The 19,821-nt window shown below is 46.5% G+C and carries 16 protein-coding genes, 1 tRNA gene, 2 rRNA genes and 1 riboswitch; of the genes, 6 read left to right on the top strand and 13 right to left on the bottom strand.

All coding sequences use genetic code 11. The features are described 5' to 3' along the window. The first annotated feature begins 205 nt into the window (after positions 1-205). The 4 genes from C1S73_RS11000 (at position 206) to C1S73_RS10985 (ending at position 2,646) form a co-directional block, all read left to right on the top strand. Entirely contained in the window at positions 206-466 is a 261-nt protein-coding gene (locus C1S73_RS11000; protein WP_038868592.1) for a BufA1 family periplasmic bufferin-type metallophore, read from the top strand. Positions 467-552: 86 nt separating this feature from the next. Continuing rightward, positions 553-1,425, top strand: a complete 873-nt coding sequence (gene bufB, locus C1S73_RS10995) for an MNIO family bufferin maturase (RefSeq protein ID WP_038868594.1) — start codon at positions 553-555, stop codon at positions 1,423-1,425. Continuing rightward, positions 1,422-2,180, top strand: a complete 759-nt coding sequence (locus C1S73_RS10990) for an HvfC/BufC N-terminal domain-containing protein (RefSeq protein WP_038868595.1) — start codon at positions 1,422-1,424, stop codon at positions 2,178-2,180. The genes bufB and C1S73_RS10990 overlap by 4 nt, the downstream gene beginning before the upstream one ends. A 10-nt stretch (positions 2,181-2,190) precedes the next feature. Continuing rightward, the gene (locus C1S73_RS10985; RefSeq protein WP_038868596.1) at positions 2,191-2,646 is read left to right on the top strand and encodes a DoxX family protein; all 456 of its coding nucleotides are present in this window, start codon (positions 2,191-2,193) and stop codon (positions 2,644-2,646) included. Positions 2,647-2,677: 31 nt separating this feature from the next. On the opposite strand, the gene tsrA is transcribed toward C1S73_RS10985, so the two are convergent. After that, the gene (tsrA, locus tag C1S73_RS10980) at positions 2,678-2,959 is read right to left on the bottom strand and encodes an H-NS-like global regulator TsrA (RefSeq protein ID WP_038868597.1); all 282 of its coding nucleotides are present in this window, start codon (positions 2,957-2,959) and stop codon (positions 2,678-2,680) included. 91 nt (positions 2,960-3,050) lie between these two features. After that, a complete protein-coding gene (locus C1S73_RS10975; RefSeq protein WP_193788884.1) occupies positions 3,051-4,244 on the bottom strand; it encodes a multidrug effflux MFS transporter in 1,194 nt (397 codons plus the stop codon). A gap of 107 nt (positions 4,245-4,351) precedes the next feature. Between C1S73_RS10975 and C1S73_RS10970 the strand changes: the two genes are divergently transcribed. Continuing rightward, positions 4,352-5,293 carry a LysR substrate-binding domain-containing protein gene (locus tag C1S73_RS10970; RefSeq protein WP_038868610.1) on the top strand — a complete coding sequence of 314 codons (942 nt, stop codon included), beginning with the start codon at positions 4,352-4,354 and terminating at the stop codon, positions 5,291-5,293. Positions 5,294-5,496: 203 nt separating this feature from the next. Beyond that, the gene (locus tag C1S73_RS10965) at positions 5,497-7,287 is read left to right on the top strand and encodes an aminopeptidase P family protein (RefSeq protein ID WP_038868598.1); all 1,791 of its coding nucleotides are present in this window, start codon (positions 5,497-5,499) and stop codon (positions 7,285-7,287) included. A 128-nt stretch (positions 7,288-7,415) separates the two neighbouring features. On the opposite strand, the gene thiH is transcribed toward C1S73_RS10965, so the two are convergent. From thiH to C1S73_RS10910, 11 genes are all read right to left on the bottom strand, one after another. Continuing rightward, on the bottom strand, positions 7,416-8,528 hold the full coding sequence (gene thiH / locus C1S73_RS10960) for a 2-iminoacetate synthase ThiH (RefSeq protein WP_038868599.1): 1,113 nt from the start codon (positions 8,526-8,528) through the stop codon (positions 7,416-7,418). A 34-nt stretch (positions 8,529-8,562) separates the two neighbouring features. After that, positions 8,563-9,330, bottom strand: coding sequence for a thiazole synthase (locus C1S73_RS10955; protein WP_005397059.1), 768 nt, complete (start codon positions 9,328-9,330; stop codon positions 8,563-8,565). A 5-nt stretch (positions 9,331-9,335) separates the two neighbouring features. Continuing rightward, entirely contained in the window at positions 9,336-9,590 is a 255-nt protein-coding gene (gene thiS / locus C1S73_RS10950; RefSeq protein ID WP_038868600.1) for a sulfur carrier protein ThiS, read from the bottom strand. Between the two features lie 38 nt (positions 9,591-9,628). Further along, positions 9,629-10,402: a HesA/MoeB/ThiF family protein gene (locus C1S73_RS10945; RefSeq protein WP_038868602.1), complete on the bottom strand. Its 774-nt coding sequence runs from the start codon at positions 10,400-10,402 to the stop codon at positions 9,629-9,631. Beyond that, entirely contained in the window at positions 10,389-11,804 is a 1,416-nt protein-coding gene (locus tag C1S73_RS10940) for a thiamine phosphate synthase (protein ID WP_038868603.1), read from the bottom strand. The genes C1S73_RS10945 and C1S73_RS10940 overlap by 14 nt, the downstream gene beginning before the upstream one ends. Next, positions 11,804-13,744: a phosphomethylpyrimidine synthase ThiC gene (gene thiC / locus C1S73_RS10935; protein ID WP_038868605.1), complete on the bottom strand. Its 1,941-nt coding sequence runs from the start codon at positions 13,742-13,744 to the stop codon at positions 11,804-11,806. The genes C1S73_RS10940 and thiC overlap by 1 nt, the downstream gene beginning before the upstream one ends. A gap of 165 nt (positions 13,745-13,909) precedes the next feature. Next, positions 13,910-14,008: riboswitch (TPP riboswitch) on the bottom strand. Positions 14,009-14,069: 61 nt separating this feature from the next. Then, complete coding sequence (gene crcB, locus C1S73_RS10930; protein WP_038868606.1) at positions 14,070-14,453, bottom strand: fluoride efflux transporter CrcB; 384 nt, start codon at positions 14,451-14,453, stop codon at positions 14,070-14,072. A gap of 123 nt (positions 14,454-14,576) precedes the next feature. Continuing rightward, a complete protein-coding gene (locus C1S73_RS10925; RefSeq protein WP_038868607.1) occupies positions 14,577-15,959 on the bottom strand; it encodes a multicopper oxidase family protein in 1,383 nt (460 codons plus the stop codon). Positions 15,960-16,365: 406 nt separating this feature from the next. Continuing rightward, positions 16,366-16,442, bottom strand: a tRNA-Asp gene (locus tag C1S73_RS10920). Positions 16,443-16,510: 68 nt separating this feature from the next. Beyond that, positions 16,511-16,627, bottom strand: a 5S ribosomal RNA gene (gene rrf, locus C1S73_RS10915). Between the two features lie 92 nt (positions 16,628-16,719). Continuing rightward, positions 16,720-19,610: ribosomal RNA gene (locus tag C1S73_RS10910) — 23S ribosomal RNA — on the bottom strand. Positions 19,611-19,821 lie beyond the last annotated feature (211 nt).

Genomic DNA, 19,821 nt, shown 5'->3' with positions numbered 1-19,821 from the left:
ATAAAAAATTCGATGTTTTTTTACTCGATGCATCAATAGGTTATATAAATTCCACTCTTTAAAACCATTTGTTTCGAAAATTTCTCTGAAAGTTTTTTAGCCAGTTTCCTATCTTTTAAGTTAAGCAAGTTGATAACAAAAACGCCACAACAGGCGATTCATCTTGCCAACTTAAAGTAAAGGAAATCATTCAGAGGAATTTATTATGAAAAAGTCGAATCTAGCTGTTACTGCTGCTGTTACTGGCCTTCTAGCTCTTGGTGGCACAATGCTAACTGCAGCTCCAGCTGTCGCAGCTGATAAAGAAAAATGCTACGGCGTTTCAAAAGCAGGCAAAAACGACTGTGCAACGAAGAGCAGTTCTTGTGCTGGTACAGCTAAAGAAGATAACCAAAAAGATGCATTCGTAGTCGTACCAAAAGGTCTATGTGACAAGCTAGTTGGTGGTAGCACTTCTTCTTCATAATCTTTTATCGCTAGCTACTGCAAGGATGCGTTGACGCTCAACCAGCGCATCCTTCTCTTCCCGCCCGCTTTGAAAAGGAGTTTCACGTGAAACACCACACCTTCCACGACCTTGTTGGAGTTGGATTAAGGACCCCTCACCTCGATTACTTTAGCCAAAACAAACCCGAGTTATCTTGGTTAGAAATCCACAGTGAAAACTATTTTCAACCCAACGCTACAGAGCGCAATCAATTACAAGCATTGCGCGAGCAGTATCAAATTAGCTGCCATGGCATTGGTCTGTCACTAGGTTCGGTGGAACGTGTGAATCAAAAGCACCTTGCTCAACTTAAAGCGCTGATTGACTCAATCGACCCGGTTCTTGTTTCTGACCATTTGAGTTGGAGTGAAAACGGCGGTCACTACTTTAATGACCTGCTTCCACTTCCGTATACGGAAGAAGCGCTCAAAGTGTTCACTCGTAACGTGAATGAAGTGCAGGATTATTTGCAACGCGAGATCTTGATAGAGAACCCATCTAGTTATGTGAAGTTTCAACATTCGACCATCAGCGAATGGGAGTTTCTTACCGAAGTGCAAAAGCGCACTGACTGTCGTTTATTGCTCGATCTAAACAATGTTTATGTTTCGGCGTTCAACCACGGTTTTGATTGCGACACATACCTAGATGCGATTCCAGCCGACACAGTGGATGAGATTCACTTGGCAGGTTTTACTATCAAACAACTCGACAAAGGCGAGATATGGATTGATACCCATAGCCGCCCAGTTAGTGACGAAGTTTGGCAACTGTTCGCACAATGGACAAAGAAACACGGTCCACGTCATGCGTTGATTGAATGGGATTTGGATATTCCTGCGCCAGAGGTCTTACTGGGAGAAGCGCTGAAAGCATCGCAACTGCTATTGCAAGGCACACTCCCAAGTGAACAAAGCGAACCAAGGAAGGCATCATGAATCTAGCCACCTTACAAAGCCAGTTTGCTAAAGCCCTACACTATCAAGCACTCGGTGACGATTGCGATATTGCCAGTGATGAGTTTACCGCTGATGAACGCATGCAGATTTACCGTAATAACTTTATCGTCAGCTTAAGCGAGGTGTTGTCCGCAACCTACCCGATGATTGAAGCGCTGCTTGGTGAAGAATGCTTCGAACAGATGGCTCGCCAGCATGTTCTCACTTATCCATTAGAAGAAGGAAATGTGGTCCATTATGGCGAAGGCTTTCAAGATACCATCATGCAGTTCAGCCAAGTGATAGCACAAGCCCCTTACAGCCCTGAAGTCGCACGCTTCGAGTGGCATATCGACCTCGCTCGTCAAGCACAGTATGAACAATCCAATGCGGCAGCATTAAAACCGCTTGCGTTACTTGGCGAAGTGAGTGAAGAGCAACAGTCCGCTTTGGTTTTGCACCTCAAACAAGGCTGCCGAAGCTTTGACTCCAGTTACGCGGTATTTGATTTGTTTGGCGCGATTCAAACTGGGCAATTCGAACAACTTAATATCAACCAATTACAGCAAGGTGTCATCTCGATTCAAGCCAATGGAGAAGCCTTGTGTCACGCACTCGATGCCGATGTGTTCCAACTGCTGCAATGTTTAGAGCAGAAACAGAGTTTGAGCGAAATACCTGAAGTTTTACTCGCTCATCTCAATAGCATCATGGCACTCGATCTCGTTGACGGCTTTACATTGAAATCAATCTAAGGAGCACTCTATGACGGATACGCTTAAAAACTTAGTGAATCGGTACGACGATTTAATCAGTACCCTACAAGCTGGCTTTGTCCCTGTATTACTTCTCTTTTGTCGCTTGTGGGTTGCATGGGTATTCTTCAATTCAGGGCTAATCAAAATCTCATCTTGGGACAGCACACTGTATTTATTTGAGCTGGAATACCAAGTGCCAATACTGCCATGGGAACTGGCGGCTTACTTAGGTACAGCTGCCGAGTTGGTTCTACCGGTGTTCTTGGCACTAGGGTTAATTACGCGCCCGATGGCTGCGATTCTGTTTGTGTTTAACATCATCGCCGTGGTCTCTTACCCGCTGCTGTGGGAGAAAGGTTTCTATGACCATCAACTTTGGGGGTTGATGATTCTTATTGTTATTGTGTGGGGGCCAGGGCCATTGTCCCTCGACCACATACTGAAGAAGAAAATCACTCACTAAAAAAATCCCCGCATGATGCGGGGATTTTTTATTACTTGTTCAAGTAAGCCAGTAACTCTTCTGCTGAGATACCTTGCTTCGCGAGGTCTTTTGCCATCTGCTCTACTTGCTCGCCTTTACGTGACTCAATCACTTGCTGAAATTGATACACAAGATCACGCAAGACTGGCAATGGAACTTGTTTTGCCGCACTACGAATACGCTCAGAGCTTTGGTTACCCAATTCGTTGAGCAACTTACCAAACATCACCTTTTCTGGTGACTCTTCCATTTGCTCTAAGATACGAGCCATTTCATACGTGGTTAACGACATTACTTTTTGAGTTCCGTTATGGTGTCGAGAAAAGTTTGAACGACAAATATACACGCGTTACCTACATTGGAAAATACTAAATTACACTGTTTTATGCATTCACTAATCTTGTATGCCAGTTCTTACCTGCTTTCGTGAACAGAATCAGCAATGCTGGAAGTAGAACCCACATATGAATTGCGATCAGGGTTTGTGGGTCAAGTGATAGACGCTGTAGCGTACCTACTAATAAACCAGAACCGCTCATTTGGAACAAGCCAAGTAACGCTGCTGCTGTACCCGCTTTATCACCAAACGGCTCTAACGCTTTACCTGCTGCTGCACCAAGAATCCAAGCGAAGCCAACCGATGAGATAAAGATTGGCAGCATGAAAGACAGCGCCGTGTTGTGTCCTTTCATCACCATCATGATAACGCCAGCTATCGAGAGTAAGCTGATACCAACAACCAGTGAATTGTGCGTACCCCAGCGATCCATGAATTTCGGTGCCAACATACAAGCTGCAATATTAAACGCCGCGTTAAGACCAAACCAGAAGGTAAACTCGTTCATGGATAAACCCATGCCCGTCATCAGTACACCTGGAGCTGATGTGACGTAAGCAAGAATGACCGCCATCGCCATTAGACACAATGATGCATGGAAAATGAATGACGGCGTGCTTAATACAGACCAATAACGGCTCAGTTTAAACACAGCTTGTTTTTCAGTTGCAGGGTTGGTTTCCTTCATTCCAAAGAAAATCATCGTTCCGGCGATCACAGCGAAGCCGGCCATGAAGCTGAAGTTTGCACGCCAATCGAATTGCTGGGTTAACCAACTCCCCAAAATAGGCGCCAATGCCGGGATAAAGCAGATCGCCCCGTTAAGATAACTGATCATTTTGCCACTTTTTTCCGGACCAAAGATATCGCGAACTGTTGCAAAGGCTGCTACAGATGTTGCACATGCACCTAAGCCTTGTAGCAAACGAGCCGTCAACATCCACTCAATATTTTGAGCACTCCACGCCAATAAAGCGCTCAATGCGTAGATGGTGATGCCTCCCAATGCAACAGTTCGACGTCCGAGTTTATCTGCCAAGGGGCCTGCGAATAGCTGGCCAACGCCCATAGCAAATAGGAACCAAGTGATGGTGTCTTGTGCCAATGCATTTTCTACCTGAAAAGTGGATGCGATAAGAGGCAAAGCAGGTAGATAGATATCAATCGCAAGCGGACTGAACAGAACTAACATGGTCAACAGCGCCATCTGTTTTTTGCTATTTGTAATATGGCTAGACACAAAACACTCCAAATTGAATAAGAACTTTTGAGCAAAGCTTAATCATCTGATGATATGAATGGAAATGATGTATACTCATGACCATTATTCCAATGAGGAAAATCACAGTGAACGTAGAGAAACTGGTACGCATCGACCTCAACTTGTTGGTCTGTTTTAAGGTACTAATCGAGGAGTTGAATGTTACTCGAGCTGCACACCGACTCTGTTTGAGTCAGTCTGCAGTGAGTAAATCTTTGGCCAAGTTACGCACTCAGTTTGATGACCCTTTGTTCACACGAAACTCGCATGGATTGACGCCAACACCACGAGCTTTGTTCCTCAAACCGAAACTGGATCTGTTGATAAATCAACTTGATGTCCTGACTCAACCAGAAGAGTTCTCACCGCAGAGCAGTGAATACCGTTTTCAAATTGCTGCGGTGGAGAGTGTCTACCCGTTGATTTTGCCCCACTTCTTGCCAGCAATATTCCAACAAGCACCTGGCGTGACCATCAGCACGCATCCATGGTCTGAACAGACTTTTAAAATGATTCAACGTGGTGAGATTGATTTAGGTATGACGGGGCGAGATATCGACATCAACGATGCCAAGCTGACTATGTTGCCGCCAGATGACATTTGTGAGCAGGAAATCTATCGCGACCACCAAATGTGCATTGTTCGTAAAGACCATCCCGCTTTGCGTGGTAATTGGAATTTGGAAGCTTACCTAGCCCTGCGCCACGTTCAGGTACGTTGCGATGGCAATGACCGTTGGCTGCTCGATTATCGTTTAGCCGACATTGGTCGCGAACGTGACATCGCAGTCACCGTCCCGGACTTTAATAGCGCCGCCAGTTTGTGTTCTTACACTGATTTTGTGTTTACCGCGCCAAGCCACTTTGTGAAGCTGGCCGCCAAACAACACGACATGGCATTGCTGCCACTGCCACTCGAATTCCCACCAATGGCTTACACTTTGTTCTGGCACCGAGACAGAGAAAATGACCCAGCTTTAACTTGGCTACGTACCATGATCACGCAAAAAACCGATCATCTTAGATAAAAATCCCGGACGCGATTTGCGCTCTTACGGTAAAATGAGTAGCTTAACAGTCGATAGTCCTTTTTGGCTCATCTATGGCCTGTTGTACTCCGACTCTATTGAAGTGATTGCGAACCTCAATTGAATCGTAAACTGCATGAAGCAGATGGAAACAGCTCCCACACCTGAGCATGAAGGAGCGGTAATTTGAAGGAATAACACAGATGCACAACGATACCCAAAGCCGCGTGAATGCAATTCGCGAATGGCTAGCACAACATAATATTGATGCCCTACTTGTCCCTCATGAAGACGAGTACTTGGGCGAATACGTACCAGCGCACAATGAGCGTTTACATTGGCTAACTGGTTTTACCGGCTCTGCTGGTGCTGCGGTAATCACCAAAGACAAGGCCGCTATCTTTGTTGATGGTCGCTACACAGTACAAGTAACCAAGCAGGTTCCTGCTGATCTATTCGAATACCGCCACCTAATTGAAGAGCCTGCGCTAGATTGGATTAAAGACCATCTTGCAAATGGCGCCTCTGTGGCAATCGACCCTCGCATGCACAACTCTGCTTGGTTAGACATGGCACAAGCAAAACTTGCAGGTGCACTTGAACTTAAGATTCTCGACAGCAACCCAATTGATGAGCTGTGGCACGACCGCCCTGCTCCTGTGGTTTCTGATGTTCGCCTAATGGCAACAGAAGCAGTTGGTCAATCAAGTGAAAGCAAACGCCAAGAAATCGCAGAGCTCGTGAAAAAAGCCGGCGCAGATAGCGCAGTGATCACAGCACTTGATTCTATCTGTTGGTTGCTCAACGTTCGTGGTCTTGATGTATCACGCCTACCGGTTCTGCTTTCTCACGCGATTCTGCACTCAGATTCAAGCGTAGAATACTTCCTAGATCCAGATCGCCTACCTGCTGAGTTTGACGCTCACGTTGGTTCTGGCGTAACAATTCATCACCCTGAAGCATTGCAAGCACGACTAGAAACCCTAACTGGCAAGAATGTACTGGTTGACCCTGCGACAAGTAACGCATGGTTTAAGCTGGTTCTACAAAATGCTGGTGCATCAGTGGTGAGTAAAGCTGACCCATGCCTAATGCCAAAAGCGGCGAAAAACGCAGTTGAAATCGCAGGTATGAAAGCGTGTCATATCCGTGATGGCGTGGCGATGAGTAAGTTCCTATCTTGGTTAGATGCAGAAGTCGTTGCGGGTAGCCTGCATGATGAAGCGACGCTGGCAGACAAACTGGAAGCGTTCCGTAGCGAAGACCCAACACTTATGGATCTTAGCTTCGATACTATTTCGGCAGCAGGTGGCAATGCAGCAATGTGTCACTACAACCACGAGAACCAACCTGAACCTGGCAAGCTAGAGCTGAACACACTTTACCTAGTGGATTCAGGCGGTCAGTACCTAGATGGCACGACAGACATCACGCGTACTATTGCGATCGGTCAGCCTTCACAAGAGATGATTAAACAATTCACTCTCGCGCTAAAAGGTCACATCGGTGTTGCTCGTGCACGCTTCCCGAAAGGCACACGTGGTTACCAAATCGATACGCTAGCTCGTCAGCACCTGTGGGCGGAAGGCTACGATTACGATCATGGTACTGGTCACGGTGTTGGTCACTTCCTAAGTGTTCATGAAGGTCCGGCGAGCATTTCTAAGAAGCAAATCGACGTGCCTCTAACAGAAGGTATGGTGCTATCCAACGAGCCAGGCTACTACCGTGCAGATGCGTTTGGTATCCGTATTGAAAACCTAGAGCTTGTTGTTGAAACCCCAACTAACGGTGACTTCCCTGTTCTGTCATTTGAGTCGCTAACGCGCTGTCCAATCGACAAGCGAAATATCAACGTTGATATGCTAACTCGTCCAGAACTTGCTTGGCTGAATGATTACCATCAGAAGGTATGGGATGAGATCAGCCCACTTGTTGAAGGTGATGTGAAAGAGTGGCTTCGTCAAGCAACGCTACCAGTAGCACACAGCTAGAAGCTAGAAGCTAGAAGCTAGAAGCTAGAAGCTAGAAAAAGTAGAGGGTTGATGTTTTTCATCAACCCTCTTTTCTTTGCCTATGTTTCACGTGAAACATAACGATGACCAGTGGCTTTATTTGTTGCTTAACCAGAATACGCTGAGTGCCAATCTCGCCATACAGGGTCAAATCCTTTGGCTCGAATCATCTCTTCCACAGAACCCGCGCTTCGCTCATCGCTGATCTCAAACTGCTCGAGTTCAACATCATCCATCGCATAACCACCCGGCTGAGTTTTCGATGCAGCAGACATACTGGTGATGCCTAACGGCAATGCATTGTCTCTGAACTTCGGTGATTCACGAGTCGATAATGACAACTCCACCTCTGGATTCAACAAACGATAAGCGCAAATCAACTGAACAAGCTGCTTATCCGTCATGACTGATTTTGGTTGGAGCGCGCCCTCACAAGGACGTAAACGTGGGAAAGAAATTGAGTACCGAGTCTGCCAATATGTGCGCTCAAGATAGTCCAAGTGCGCTGCGACATAAAAACAGTCGGTACGCCACTCTTCCAACCCTATTAAAGCTCCAATACCGATCTTATCAATGCCCGCCTTTGCAAGACGATCGGGTGTATCCAATCGGTATTCAAAATCCATCTTATTGCCACGTAAATGGTGCTCGGCATAAGTCGAAGGATGATACGTTTCTTGATAGACCATCACCGCATCCAAACCCAATGTCTTGAGCTCAGCGTATTCGTCTTGATCAAGTGGCTGCACTTCCATCGCCAAATAATTAAAACGTTGCTTAATCATCGGCACCATTTCGCGGAAGTATTTCATGCCCACTTTGGTTTCGTGTTCGCCAGTCACCAGCAATACGCTATCGAATTTCATGCGTTTAATGGCTTCGACTTCTGCAGCGACTTCGTCCCTATTCAAGGTACGACGCTTGATTCTGTTCTCCATCGAGAAGCCACAATAAGTACAAGCATTGGCGCACAAGTTAGAAAGGTACAATGGAATATAAAGCGACATGGTATTACCAAAGCGCTTACGAGTTGCCGAGTATGACAGTTGCGCCATTTGCTCTAAGTACGCTTCAGCCGCTGGTGAAATTAGCGCTTTAAAGTCTTCCAAATCACGCTTGGGTTTATTCAATGCTCGCTCGACATCTTGTGCCGTTTTCGCGTAGATCGACATCGAAATATCATCCCAATTCAGCTGCTTAAATTGTTCAACGAAGCTCATGTTTTCCTCGCTTAATAGCTAAACCAATCTAGGACTAAAGCTCATCTAGGAATGACGTCAGTGGACTCGACGCAACCGCATGAGAAACCTTACCAGCAAGTCCGGCTTCATAAGCCATACGCCCGGACTCTACCGCCAACTTAAATGCCTTCGCCATCGCAACGGGATCGCTCGAAGCTGCAATCGCAGTATTGACGAGCACGGCATCCGCTCCCATTTCCATCGCACGCGCGGCATGTGAAGGTGCGCCGATACCCGCATCAACAACGACAGGAACATTAGCTTGGTCGATAATGATTTCTAGGAAATCGTGAGAAACTATCCCTTTGTTAGAACCGATCGGCGCACCTAATGGCATGACCGCAGCACAACCTACTTCTTCCAATCGTTTACATAGAACCGGGTCAGCATGACAGTAAGGAAGAACAATGAAGCCCTCACGAACCAGTTGCTCAGCGGCCGCAAGTGTCTCAATTGGATCGGGCATCAAGTACTTCGGGTCTGGGTGAATTTCAAGTTTTAGCCAGTTTGTACCTAACGCTTCTCTCGCTAATTGTGCTGCAAACACAGCATCTTTAGCATTCTTTGCACCTGAGGTGTTCGGCAATAAGTTCACACCCGCTTGTACTAACGGCAACAAAATATCGTCTTGTTGGTCGTTCACATCAACACGCTTCAACGCCATGGTCGCAAGTTGAGATCCCGACACTTGAATCGCTTCTGCCATTAATCGGCTGTTGGCAAACTTCCCTGTTCCCGTGAACAGTCTTGATTCGAATTGTTTATCACCAATTTTAAGCATCGACTTTAACCCCCTGCGATTGCTTGAAACAAAGAGATGCTATCTCCCTGTGAAAGAACTGTGCTAGCCCACTCACTGCGCGGCACAACATTGTTATTAATTGCAAAAACACAGCCCATTTCAGGCAGCGCAAATTGACTAATGATTTGCTGTAGATTCGACTCACTGGCAACTTGATGTGACTGGTCATTGATGACAATAGTGATCATATCTAAGTCAGCAGCGGTCATTTGTGTTGCTTGTTGTTCTGATAACGTCATTGCTTCCAACTCTCTTAATTCTGTCCATTACTCGTAAGCTAAATCTGGGCACACACTTGGCACTGTTTGTCTTTGCTTATCGCCATGGTTTGCCATTGCAGTTTCAATCCATCAAATAGGTGCAACTTGCCAGTCTCGACATGAAACTTTCCCATCGCCAGTTTTTGAATTGCCGCTATCGCTTGGTAGTTACCAAGTGTCCCCACCACCGGACCGACGACACCGCTGTCACTGCACTTTTGCGTTTGCGGTAATTCGTCGAACGGATACAAACAGCGGTAACAGGCTTTACTCTGCGCTTCTTGTTCACTTGGTGTTTGGTAATCAAAGACAGCGAATTGCCCTTGCCAACCAATTGCCGCCGCCGAGATGAGCGGTGTATTTTGCTCGAAACAAACTTGGTTAATGAGCTGGCGCGTTGGCATGTTATCGGTGCAGTCCAGCACCACATCCGCCAACATCACCTCAAGCTGCAGCTGTGCTTTCTCTAATCGCTTATTGAGAGCACGAATTTGAACCATAGAATTAAGTTCAGTGAGTTGCTTTACAGTTGCTTCTGTTTTCGCAACTTGGAGGTCTTGTTCACGATAAATGATCTGACGTTGTAGGTTACTGCTATCAACTTCATCGTCATCAACCACAACCAATTTACCAACGCCCGCTGATGCCAAGTACAAACTCGCTGCACTCCCTAGTCCACCACAACCGATGATCAGCACATGCGATTTACTCAAACGCTCTTGCCCACTTTCAGCAATTTCAGGCAGAGCGACTTGGCGTTGATAGCGAATGAACTGCTTATCCGTGAGCATGCTCGCCTCTCTTGGTATCCGCAAATTCACTATTCTGATCAGTAAACGTTATCTGTCTTTCCTTCATCAGTTGTGCGAAGAACTCGATGACGGACTGAGGTGATTCTGCCAACGTAATAGCTCGCACAACTGCCAAACTAGAAACACCTGTTTGCCAAACTTGGTCTGCATTAGATTGGTCAATACCCCCAATCGCGACCGTCGGAAAGCCAAGCACATAGTCACTAACTGCTTTGTCTTTTGAAGGACGGAAAGCAGCCTCTGTATTTGTATAAGGAATGCTATCAATCAGCTTTTGATACAGAGCCAAGCGCACCAAACCTTGTGGTTTCGATGGCATCTGTTTAGTGGTGGTTGGGAAAATATGCCCTAGAGCGATGTAGCTAGGATGAATTTGTACGATACGTAGTAACTCATAATAACCATGAGTAGAAAGACCAAGACGAATACCCGCTTTAGTTAGCTGAGCTAAATTCGATTCTTCTATGTCTTCTTGTCCTAGGTGAACACCATAAGCGCCATGCTTGATTGCCAACTGCCAATAGTCATTGATGAACACTTGTGCTTGATACTGACGACCTAGCTCAATTGCTCGAATGATCTGTTGTTCTAAATCGGCTTGTTGTGGGTTCTTGATTCGCAGTTGAATAGTGTTGATGCCTAGTGGCAGCAGACGCTCAATCCAAGCAACATCATCAACGACTGGATAGAGCCCTAGACTTTGCTTAGTTAGAGTTGGAAAGCTAACGCTCTCGCCTTGTGCAGACCAACCAACCTGAATATCGAGTCGGTTATCCTCCAGTACAGGTGTGGGGAAATCATCAAATTGGTCAGCCCACTGAGTAGATCTTACCTCGTCAAGGTTGTCATTCAACAGTGTTTCACGTGAAACATTCGCTTGCTGAGTTAGCATTCCTCGAGCAAGTGTTAACGAATCTTCGATAGGAAAATCGAGTACTGTCAGCGTTACTATCCAAGCAAGGTGATGTTCGGGATCGAACATTGCGTTGGGTTTGGACTTAATGGAAAGCGCTCTCACTTCGTCGTTAATCGGGTGACGCCAGATATCAAGCTGAAGCACTTTCTCCTTTTCACCGAAAGCCTGAGTATCAACAATACCAATATAGATAGCTTTCGAAGGTTGCTTAGCACATGCTTCTACCGATAAAGCAGAGCGGTAATAGAGCACAAATGAACTCTCATGCTCAGAGTCATAACCATCAATAAGATCTGTCGTTATGTGTGTGGTCTGTTGGTCGCGAACAAGCTGAATAGATTGAGTTGGGCTCACACCCAACTCAATGTCTTCGATGCTAAAACCCTGTTCTCTCGCCAACAACAAACATTGCTGAACTAAACCTGTCAGTTCGATCAATGATGACGGAATAAGGATTTTGCTCATTAGTCACTTACCTCGGCATGTGCTGCTGGATGGTATAGCTCAGAACCTGTATCTCTAAATTCTTGCGATTTCTGACGCATCCCCTCAAGAGGATCATCCAGCATTTTGATTGAGATAGCTTGGTCCGCAGCAACTTGCTCAGTATCTTTCGCGTACTCTCGTACCTCTTGCGAAATCTTCATCGAGCAGAACTTTGGTCCACACATCGAACAGAAGTGAGCAACTTTTCCAGACTCTTGAGGCAAGGTTTCATCATGGAAAGCGCGTGCGGTATCTGGGTCGAGCGACAAGTTAAATTGGTCTTCCCAGCGGAACTCGAAGCGAGCTTTAGAAAGCGCATTATCACGAACTTGTGCACCAGGGTGTCCCTTCGCTAAATCAGCGGCGTGCGCAGCAAGCTTGTAAGTGATCATGCCTACTTTCACGTCTTCTTTGTTTGGTAAACCAAGATGCTCTTTAGGAGTTACGTAGCAAAGCATTGCACAGCCATACCAACCAATCATGGCAGCACCGATGCCTGAAGTAATATGGTCGTAACCAGGAGCGACGTCTGTCGTCAGCGGACCAAGGGTGTAGAAAGGAGCCTCATGACAGTGCTCTAACTGCTCTTCCATGTTTTCTTTGATCATATGCATTGGAACATGACCAGGACCTTCGATAATCACCTGTACGCCGTATTCCCACGCAACCTTGGTCAATTCGCCAAGAGTACGAAGCTCTGCAAATTGCGCTTCATCGTTAGCATCAGCAACCGAGCCAGGACGCAGACCATCACCAAGAGATAGTGCGACATCGTACTTAGCACAGATTTCACAGATCTCTCGGAAATGGGTGTATAAGAAGCTTTCTTGGTGATGCGCTAAACACCATTTCGCGATGATAGAACCACCACGAGAGACGATGCCAGTAACACGTTTTGCAGTCATTGGCACATAACGAAGTAGTAAACCGGCATGGATAGTGAAGTAGTCAACGCCCTGCTCTGCTTGCTCGATCAGAGTATCGCGCATCACTTCCCAGTTAAGGTTTTCCGCAACACCATTCACTTTCTCAAGCGCTTGATACATTGGTACGGTACCGATCGGAACCGGACTGTTACGTAGAATCCACTCGCGAGTTTCGTGAATATTGCGTCCAGTAGAGAGATCCATAACGGTATCGCCACCCCAGCGCGTCGCCCACACTAGTTTCTCTACTTCTTCTTCAATCGAAGAAGTGACCGATGAGTTACCGATGTTGGCGTTCACTTTGACCAAAAAGTTACGCCCAATGATCATTGGCTCGGATTCTGGGTGGTTGATATTAGAAGGGATAATCGCGCGACCTTCGGCGACTTCTTTACGCACGAATTCGGCGGTAATGTCTTTTGGAAGATTCGCTCCGAAGCTTTGACCCGGATGTTGTTGATTCAGCACTTCATCGCGGTATTGAGCACGCCCCATATTTTCACGTAGAGCGATGTATTCCATTTCTGGGGTAATAATGCCTTTGCGAGCATAGTGTAACTGAGTCACACACTGCCCACCTTTGGCACGTCGAATACGTGGCAGATTTCCGTAACGAAGATCGTCTAGCGTTTCATCTTCTAGGCGCTCTTTGGTGTATACCGAGCTTACTTCATCGAGTAGTTCAGTATCGGCACGCTCTTCAATCCACCCTTCTCTCAGTTTAGGTAAGCCATTGTAAAGGTCTATGGTGTGATTTGGGTCTGTGTATACACCCGAGGTATCGTAAACGCGTATTGGCTCATTAGGCTCGAAAATAGGCGCTTCTTTTGTGCCTCCAATAAGGCTATCAGCAAGTGATATTTCACGCATTGGCACACGAATATCAGGACGTGAACCTTCTACGTAGACTTTGCTTGAATTTGGGTACGGTTGTACCGAGAGTGTATCAATGAACTGTTTTGCTTCCAGTCTCGCTTGCTTGCGACTCGACATAGCATTTTTCCTTGCTTTGTTATGCTTAGATAAAAAGTATTGGGATAAAAATGCTTGACGGATAGATGCGACAAGAGGAATCGAATTAAGGACAGATTGAGCAAGTACTCTTCGCCTATAACAACATTCGACTATTTGATAGGTCAACCAGATAGAGCTCTGGTGTAGATATCTTCTCTTGTTCCCTTCGCAGATTCTAATCTGATCAGGTTCAACGGATCCCGAATTAACGGTCTCAGCCTTATGGCACTCCGACAAGTAAAATCAGTATATAAAAACGGCTTGGTTAAACCAAGCCGACCTGATTAAGATTTGAGTATTTTTGCTAGCTACGCATCAATAATTGGAAACCAATCCACGCAGCAGAAATGCTTAACACGACATTCAACAGTACATTCAATCCCATTTTAAAGAAAGCGCCCTGCTGCATAAGCAACACGTTATCCATCGAGAAGGTAGAGAATGTGGTTAATGCGCCCAAAAAGCCAAGACCGATGATTTGACGCCATGGGTCAGTGACCAGCAACTCAGTTTCAAACGCAGCAATCAGTAGACCCATAATAAATGAGCCAACGACGTTTACGGTTAAGGTACCGTACGGAAAGCCACGACCGAGTAGCATCACACAAAGTTCAGAAATTAAGTAACGAGAACATGCACCAAATGCACCACCCAATGCAATAAAACCCAAAACGGATAGTTGTCCCATAATTCCCCCAGAAAAGTTAATGGCGACATTGTAATCAAATTTACGGCAATAGTGATTATACAATCTTAGAATTCAGCAAAGTATAGCGCTTAAAACTTATCAAGATTTAAAAAGTTACAGGAGTCACTTTACTTCGATGTAACCCATCAAACCCGTCTTCATGTGTTCGATCACATGACAATGGTACATCCAACGCCCTGGGTTATCTGCAACAAATGCCGCTTTCGCACTGCCATTTTTTCCAAGTAAGACCGTATCGGTATGAAACGGCTCATTGAGTTTTTTGCCATCTAACTCAAGAACAGTAAACGTGTGCCCATGAAGGTGAATAGGATGGTGATATTGGGTGACGTTCTTAAGGTTGAAGATATAGGTTTTTCCGAGCTCCAATGTTGAAAGCGGTGCTGGAATATTATCTTTACTCATTCCCTCCCAAGCTCTTTTATTCATCAGCCAAAACTTAGGTATCGCTTTGCCAGATTTATCGGCAGGAGTGACCGCCCCCTCCCATTCAAACACATAATCAATTTGCTCAGCACTTTCCAAATCAAGATCTGGCACAGGGTTGAGAGGCAATAAAGGCAGTTTCTGATTACTCGGCAGGTCAGACTCAACAATATCAAACTCACACAAAGGAAATGGGAAGCGTCCTTTCATTTGACGCACATAAACACGTTCTCCAGCCTTCGGAGCAATCAATCCGATATCTAACCTCATTCCCGGACCAATTTTGTGCTGAGTGAGCTTATAAGGCGTTTTAACAGGATTACCATCTATAGCAATAACCCAAGCCTCTGCGCCTTCTATAGCGATCGGGTAAGTAATGGTGTTATCGACATTAGCAATTCTTAATCGCGTGGTAGCATTCTGCTTCAGCGTATAAACAGGTTCATGCACACCATTGACGCTACTCCACTCTCCGGGGGTTCCCATACGAGCACTCAAGCGCGGCACCATAAGGTTCTTCCACTGACCTTGTTTGTCTAAATGCCAATGCTTGAGGACGACTTCATGCTCTTCATCAAACTGAACAGGCTCTGCCTCTTCAACGACAATTAGCCCGACTAAGCCCATACCAAGTTGCTTAACACTATTCATGTGTGGGTGATACCAGAACGTACCGGCATCTGGCGGTGTAAATTCATAAACGAATGTATCGCCAGGCATGATAGGCGGCTGGCTCAAGAAAGGGACACCATCCATTTCAATAGGGATTCGCAAGCCATGCCAGTGGATTGTAGTCGGCTCTAAAAGCTTGTTAGTAAATCGGATAATAACTTTCTCGCCTTGGCGACAACGAATCGTAGGCGCTGGAATCGAGCCATTAAACGCAAGTACATCCGTGGTAAACCCTGGTACCAATTCAGCAGCAGAAGGCTCTGCAGTGATGTCGTATATATGCTGACCTTGTTTATTAGTGCTCTTAAATAGAGAGCATGCAGGCAGAATGGTAAGCGCAGAGATCGCTAAGGAAGATTGAAGAAAGCGTCGACGAGATATATCCATGTATTTAGTCACTCATTATTCCAATTGACGTGAGTGTAACTAAATATTAACAATGATTCTCACTTATCTTTTAAAGATGTGCACTAATGATACTTAGGGTCAGGAATATAAATGAAGCTCCATATTTTATAGGCACTAAAAATGTAGTAAGCACCTACATACATATAATAAAGAAATAAAAGATGCCGGTTTGAGAAGGAGGGGAGTTTAATGATAATAAAGCTAGAGCAAGTAGGAAATTGCAGACTCTAGAAACGACGAAAGCCTTGCTATTTCTAGCAAGGCTTTCTAAATAAGTGGCGGAGAGGCCGGGGTTGCGGGCAACCGGGACTTGCTCCCTGAAAAGGGAAAATATTTTTGCTTATAAACGACAAAACCCAGTCCGAAGACTGGGTTTCTAAATAAGTGGCGGAGCGGACGGGACTCGAACCCGCGACCCCCGGCGTGACAGGCCGGTATTCTAACCAACTGAACTACCGCTCCGCACTGGTTAGACATTTAAGTCTAAGTTTTTGTCTTCACTTTTTCATAAAAAGTGAAAATAAAATAAAGCCTGGCGATGTCCTACTCTCACATGGGGAAACCCCACACTACCATCGGCGCTAATTCGTTTCACTTCTGAGTTCGGAATGGAAGTCAGGTGGGTCCAAATCGCTATGGTCGCCAAGCAAATTCTTTAATCTGGAAAACTGATTTTAAGTTCTATTTATACACATTCAATGTTCTTACATTGAGTCCATCAAAACCCCTTGGGTGTTGTATGGTTAAGCCTCACGGGCAATTAGTACAGGTTAGCTCAACGCCTCACAACGCTTACACACCCTGCCTATCAACGTTCTAGTCTCGAACAACCCTTTAGGATACTTAAAGTATCAGGGAAGACTCATCTCAGGGCTCGCTTCCCGCTTAGATGCTTTCAGCGGTTATCGATTCCGAACTTAGCTACCGGGCAATGCGTCTGGCGACACAACCCGAACACCAGAGGTTCGTCCACTCCGGTCCTCTCGTACTAGGAGCAGCCCCCTTCAATCTTCCAACGCCCACGGCAGATAGGGACCGAACTGTCTCACGACGTTCTAAACCCAGCTCGCGTACCACTTTAAATGGCGAACAGCCATACCCTTGGGACCGACTTCAGCCCCAGGATGTGATGAGCCGACATCGAGGTGCCAAACACCGCCGTCGATATGAACTCTTGGGCGGTATCAGCCTGTTATCCCCGGAGTACCTTTTATCCGTTGAGCGATGGCCCTTCCATACAGAACCACCGGATCACTATGACCTGCTTTCGCACCTGCTCGAATTGTCATTCTCGCAGTCAAGCGGGCTTATGCCATTGCACTAACCTCACGATGTCCAACCGTGATTAGCCCACCTTCGTGCTCCTCCGTTACTCTTTGGGAGGAGACCGCCCCAGTCAAACTACCCACCAGGCACTGTCCGCAACCCCGATAAGGGGTCGACGTTAGAACATCAACACTACAAGGGTGGTATTTCAAGGACGGCTCCACACAATCTAGCGACTGTGCTTCAAAGCCTCCCACCTATCCTACACATGTAGGGTCAATGTTCAGTGCCAAGCTGTAGTAAAGGTTCACGGGGTCTTTCCGTCTAGCCGCGGGTACACTGCATCTTCACAGCGATTTCAATTTCACTGAGTCTCGGGTGGAGACAGCGTGGCCATCATTACGCCATTCGTGCAGGTCGGAACTTACCCGACAAGGAATTTCGCTACCTTAGGACCGTTATAGTTACGGCCGCCGTTTACCGGGGCTTCGATCAAGAGCTTCGACCGAAGTCTAACCCCATCAATTAACCTTCCGGCACCGGGCAGGCGTCACACCGTATACGTCATCTTACGATTTTGCACAGTGCTGTGTTTTTAATAAACAGTTGCAGCCACCTGGTATCTGCGACTCTCGTCAGCTCCATCCGCAAGGGACTTCACCATCAAGAGCGTACCTTCTCCCGAAGTTACGGTACCATTTTGCCTAGTTCCTTCACCCGAGTTCTCTCAAGCGCCTTGGTATTCTCTACCCGACCACCTGTGTCGGTTTGGGGTACGATTCCTTACAATCTGAAGCTTAGAGGCTTTTCCTGGAAGCATGGCATCAATGACTTCACTACCGTAGTAGCTCGACGTCGTGTCTCAGCCTTAAGAAGAGCCGGATTTACCTAACTCTTCAGCCTACGCACTTGAACCTGGACAACCGTCGCCAGGCCCACCTAGCCTTCTCCGTCCCCCCATCGCAATTGTAAGAAGTACGGGAATATTAACCCGTTTCCCATCGACTACGCCTTTCGGCCTCGCCTTAGGGGTCGACTTACCCTGCCCCGATTAACGTTGGACAGGAACCCTTGGTCTTCCGGCGAGGAGGTTTTTCACCCCCTTTATCGTTACTCATGTCAGCATTCGCACTTCTGATACCTCCAGCATGCTTTACAACACACCTTCAACGGCTTACAGAACGCTCCCCTACCCAATGAAGTAAACTTCATTGCCGCAGCTTCGGTTTATTACTTAGCCCCGTTACATCTTCCGCGCAGGCCGACTCGACCAGTGAGCTATTACGCTTTCTTTAAATGATGGCTGCTTCTAAGCCAACATCCTGGCTGTCTGAGCCTTCCCACATCGTTTCCCACTTAGTAATAATTTGGGACCTTAGCTGGCGGTCTGGGTTGTTTCCCTCTCCACGACGGACGTTAGCACCCGCCGTGTGTCTCCCGGATAGTACTTACTGGTATTCGGAGTTTGCAAAGGGTTGGTAAGTCGGGATGACCCCCTAGCCTTAACAGTGCTCTACCCCCAGTAGTATTCGTCCGAGGCGCTACCTAAATAGCTTTCGGGGAGAACCAGCTATCTCCAGGTTTGATTGGCCTTTCACCCCTAGCCACAAGTCATCCGCTAATTTTTCAACATTAGTCGGTTCGGTCCTCCAATTGATGTTACTCAATCTTCAACCTGCCCATGGCTAGATCACCTGGTTTCGGGTCTATATCCAGCGACTAAGTCGCGCAGTTAACACTCGCTTTCGCTACGGCTCCCCTAGATGGTTAACCTTGCCACTGAATATAAGTCGCTGACCCATTATACAAAAGGTACGCAGTCACACCACGAAGGTGCTCCTACTGCTTGTACGTACACGGTTTCAGGTTCTATTTCACTCCCCTCACAGGGGTTCTTTTCGCCTTTCCCTCACGGTACTGGTTCACTATCGGTCAGTCAGTAGTATTTAGCCTTGGAGGATGGTCCCCCCATATTCAGACAGGATATCACGTGTCCCGCCCTACTCGATTTCACTGAATGTGCGTTGTCAACTACGGGGCTATCACCCTTTATTGCCGGACTTTCCAGACCGTTCGTCTAACGCATATAAAGCTTAAGGGCTAGTCCAATTTCGCTCGCCGCTACTTTCGGAATCTCGGTTGATTTCTTTTCCTCGGGGTACTTAGATGTTTCAGTTCCCCCGGTTCGCCTCGCTGCGCTATGTATTCACGCAGCGATACTAGCTTATGCTAGTGGGTTTCCCCATTCGGAAATCCCAGACTCAAGTGGTTTTTACTACCTAATCTGGGCTTATCGCAAGTTAATACGTCCTTCATCGCCTCTGACTGCCAAGGCATCCACCGTGTACGCTTAGTCACTTAACCATACAACCCGAAGGAGTTTCGAGTTGATAATCAAATCACCAAAGTTGTCTCTCATTATTTGAATGAGCGAGAGACATTTCGATTTTGCCGGACTCAATTTCGAATAATCACTTAAAAGTGATATTCCCAAGAACACTTGAATGTGTTTTTTGGTGTTTGTCATAAAGACAAACATTGAGAACTTTACAAGTAATCTTAAAGATTACTTTGT

It is taken from the genome of Vibrio jasicida 090810c, from assembly GCF_002887615.1.
Lineage (GTDB): Bacteria > Pseudomonadota > Gammaproteobacteria > Enterobacterales > Vibrionaceae > Vibrio > Vibrio jasicida.
This window is presented reverse-complemented; position numbering and strand designations above follow the sequence as displayed.

What these genes read in the sequence shown, in the direction of transcription:
- crcB (WP_038868606.1), bottom strand. Translation starts at nt 14,453, where the DNA reads ATGGGACAACTATCCGTTTTGGGTTTTATTGCATTGGGTGGTGCATTT.
- C1S73_RS10990 (WP_038868595.1), top strand. Translation starts at nt 1,422, where the DNA reads ATGAATCTAGCCACCTTACAAAGCCAGTTTGCTAAAGCCCTACACTAT.
- thiH (WP_038868599.1), bottom strand. Translation starts at nt 8,528, where the DNA reads ATGAGCTTCGTTGAACAATTTAAGCAGCTGAATTGGGATGATATTTCG.
- tsrA (WP_038868597.1), bottom strand. Translation starts at nt 2,959, where the DNA reads ATGTCGTTAACCACGTATGAAATGGCTCGTATCTTAGAGCAAATGGAA.
- C1S73_RS10925 (WP_038868607.1), bottom strand. Translation starts at nt 15,959, where the DNA reads ATGGATATATCTCGTCGACGCTTTCTTCAATCTTCCTTAGCGATCTCT.
- C1S73_RS10985 (WP_038868596.1), top strand. Translation starts at nt 2,191, where the DNA reads ATGACGGATACGCTTAAAAACTTAGTGAATCGGTACGACGATTTAATC.
- C1S73_RS10945 (WP_038868602.1), bottom strand. Translation starts at nt 10,402, where the DNA reads ATGCTCACGGATAAGCAGTTCATTCGCTATCAACGCCAAGTCGCTCTG.
- C1S73_RS10965 (WP_038868598.1), top strand. Translation starts at nt 5,497, where the DNA reads ATGCACAACGATACCCAAAGCCGCGTGAATGCAATTCGCGAATGGCTA.
- C1S73_RS11000 (WP_038868592.1), top strand. Translation starts at nt 206, where the DNA reads ATGAAAAAGTCGAATCTAGCTGTTACTGCTGCTGTTACTGGCCTTCTA.
- thiS (WP_038868600.1), bottom strand. Translation starts at nt 9,590, where the DNA reads ATGACGTTATCAGAACAACAAGCAACACAAATGACCGCTGCTGACTTA.
- C1S73_RS10940 (WP_038868603.1), bottom strand. Translation starts at nt 11,804, where the DNA reads ATGAGCAAAATCCTTATTCCGTCATCATTGATCGAACTGACAGGTTTA.
- thiC (WP_038868605.1), bottom strand. Translation starts at nt 13,744, where the DNA reads ATGTCGAGTCGCAAGCAAGCGAGACTGGAAGCAAAACAGTTCATTGAT.
- C1S73_RS10955 (WP_005397059.1), bottom strand. Translation starts at nt 9,330, where the DNA reads ATGCTTAAAATTGGTGATAAACAATTCGAATCAAGACTGTTCACGGGA.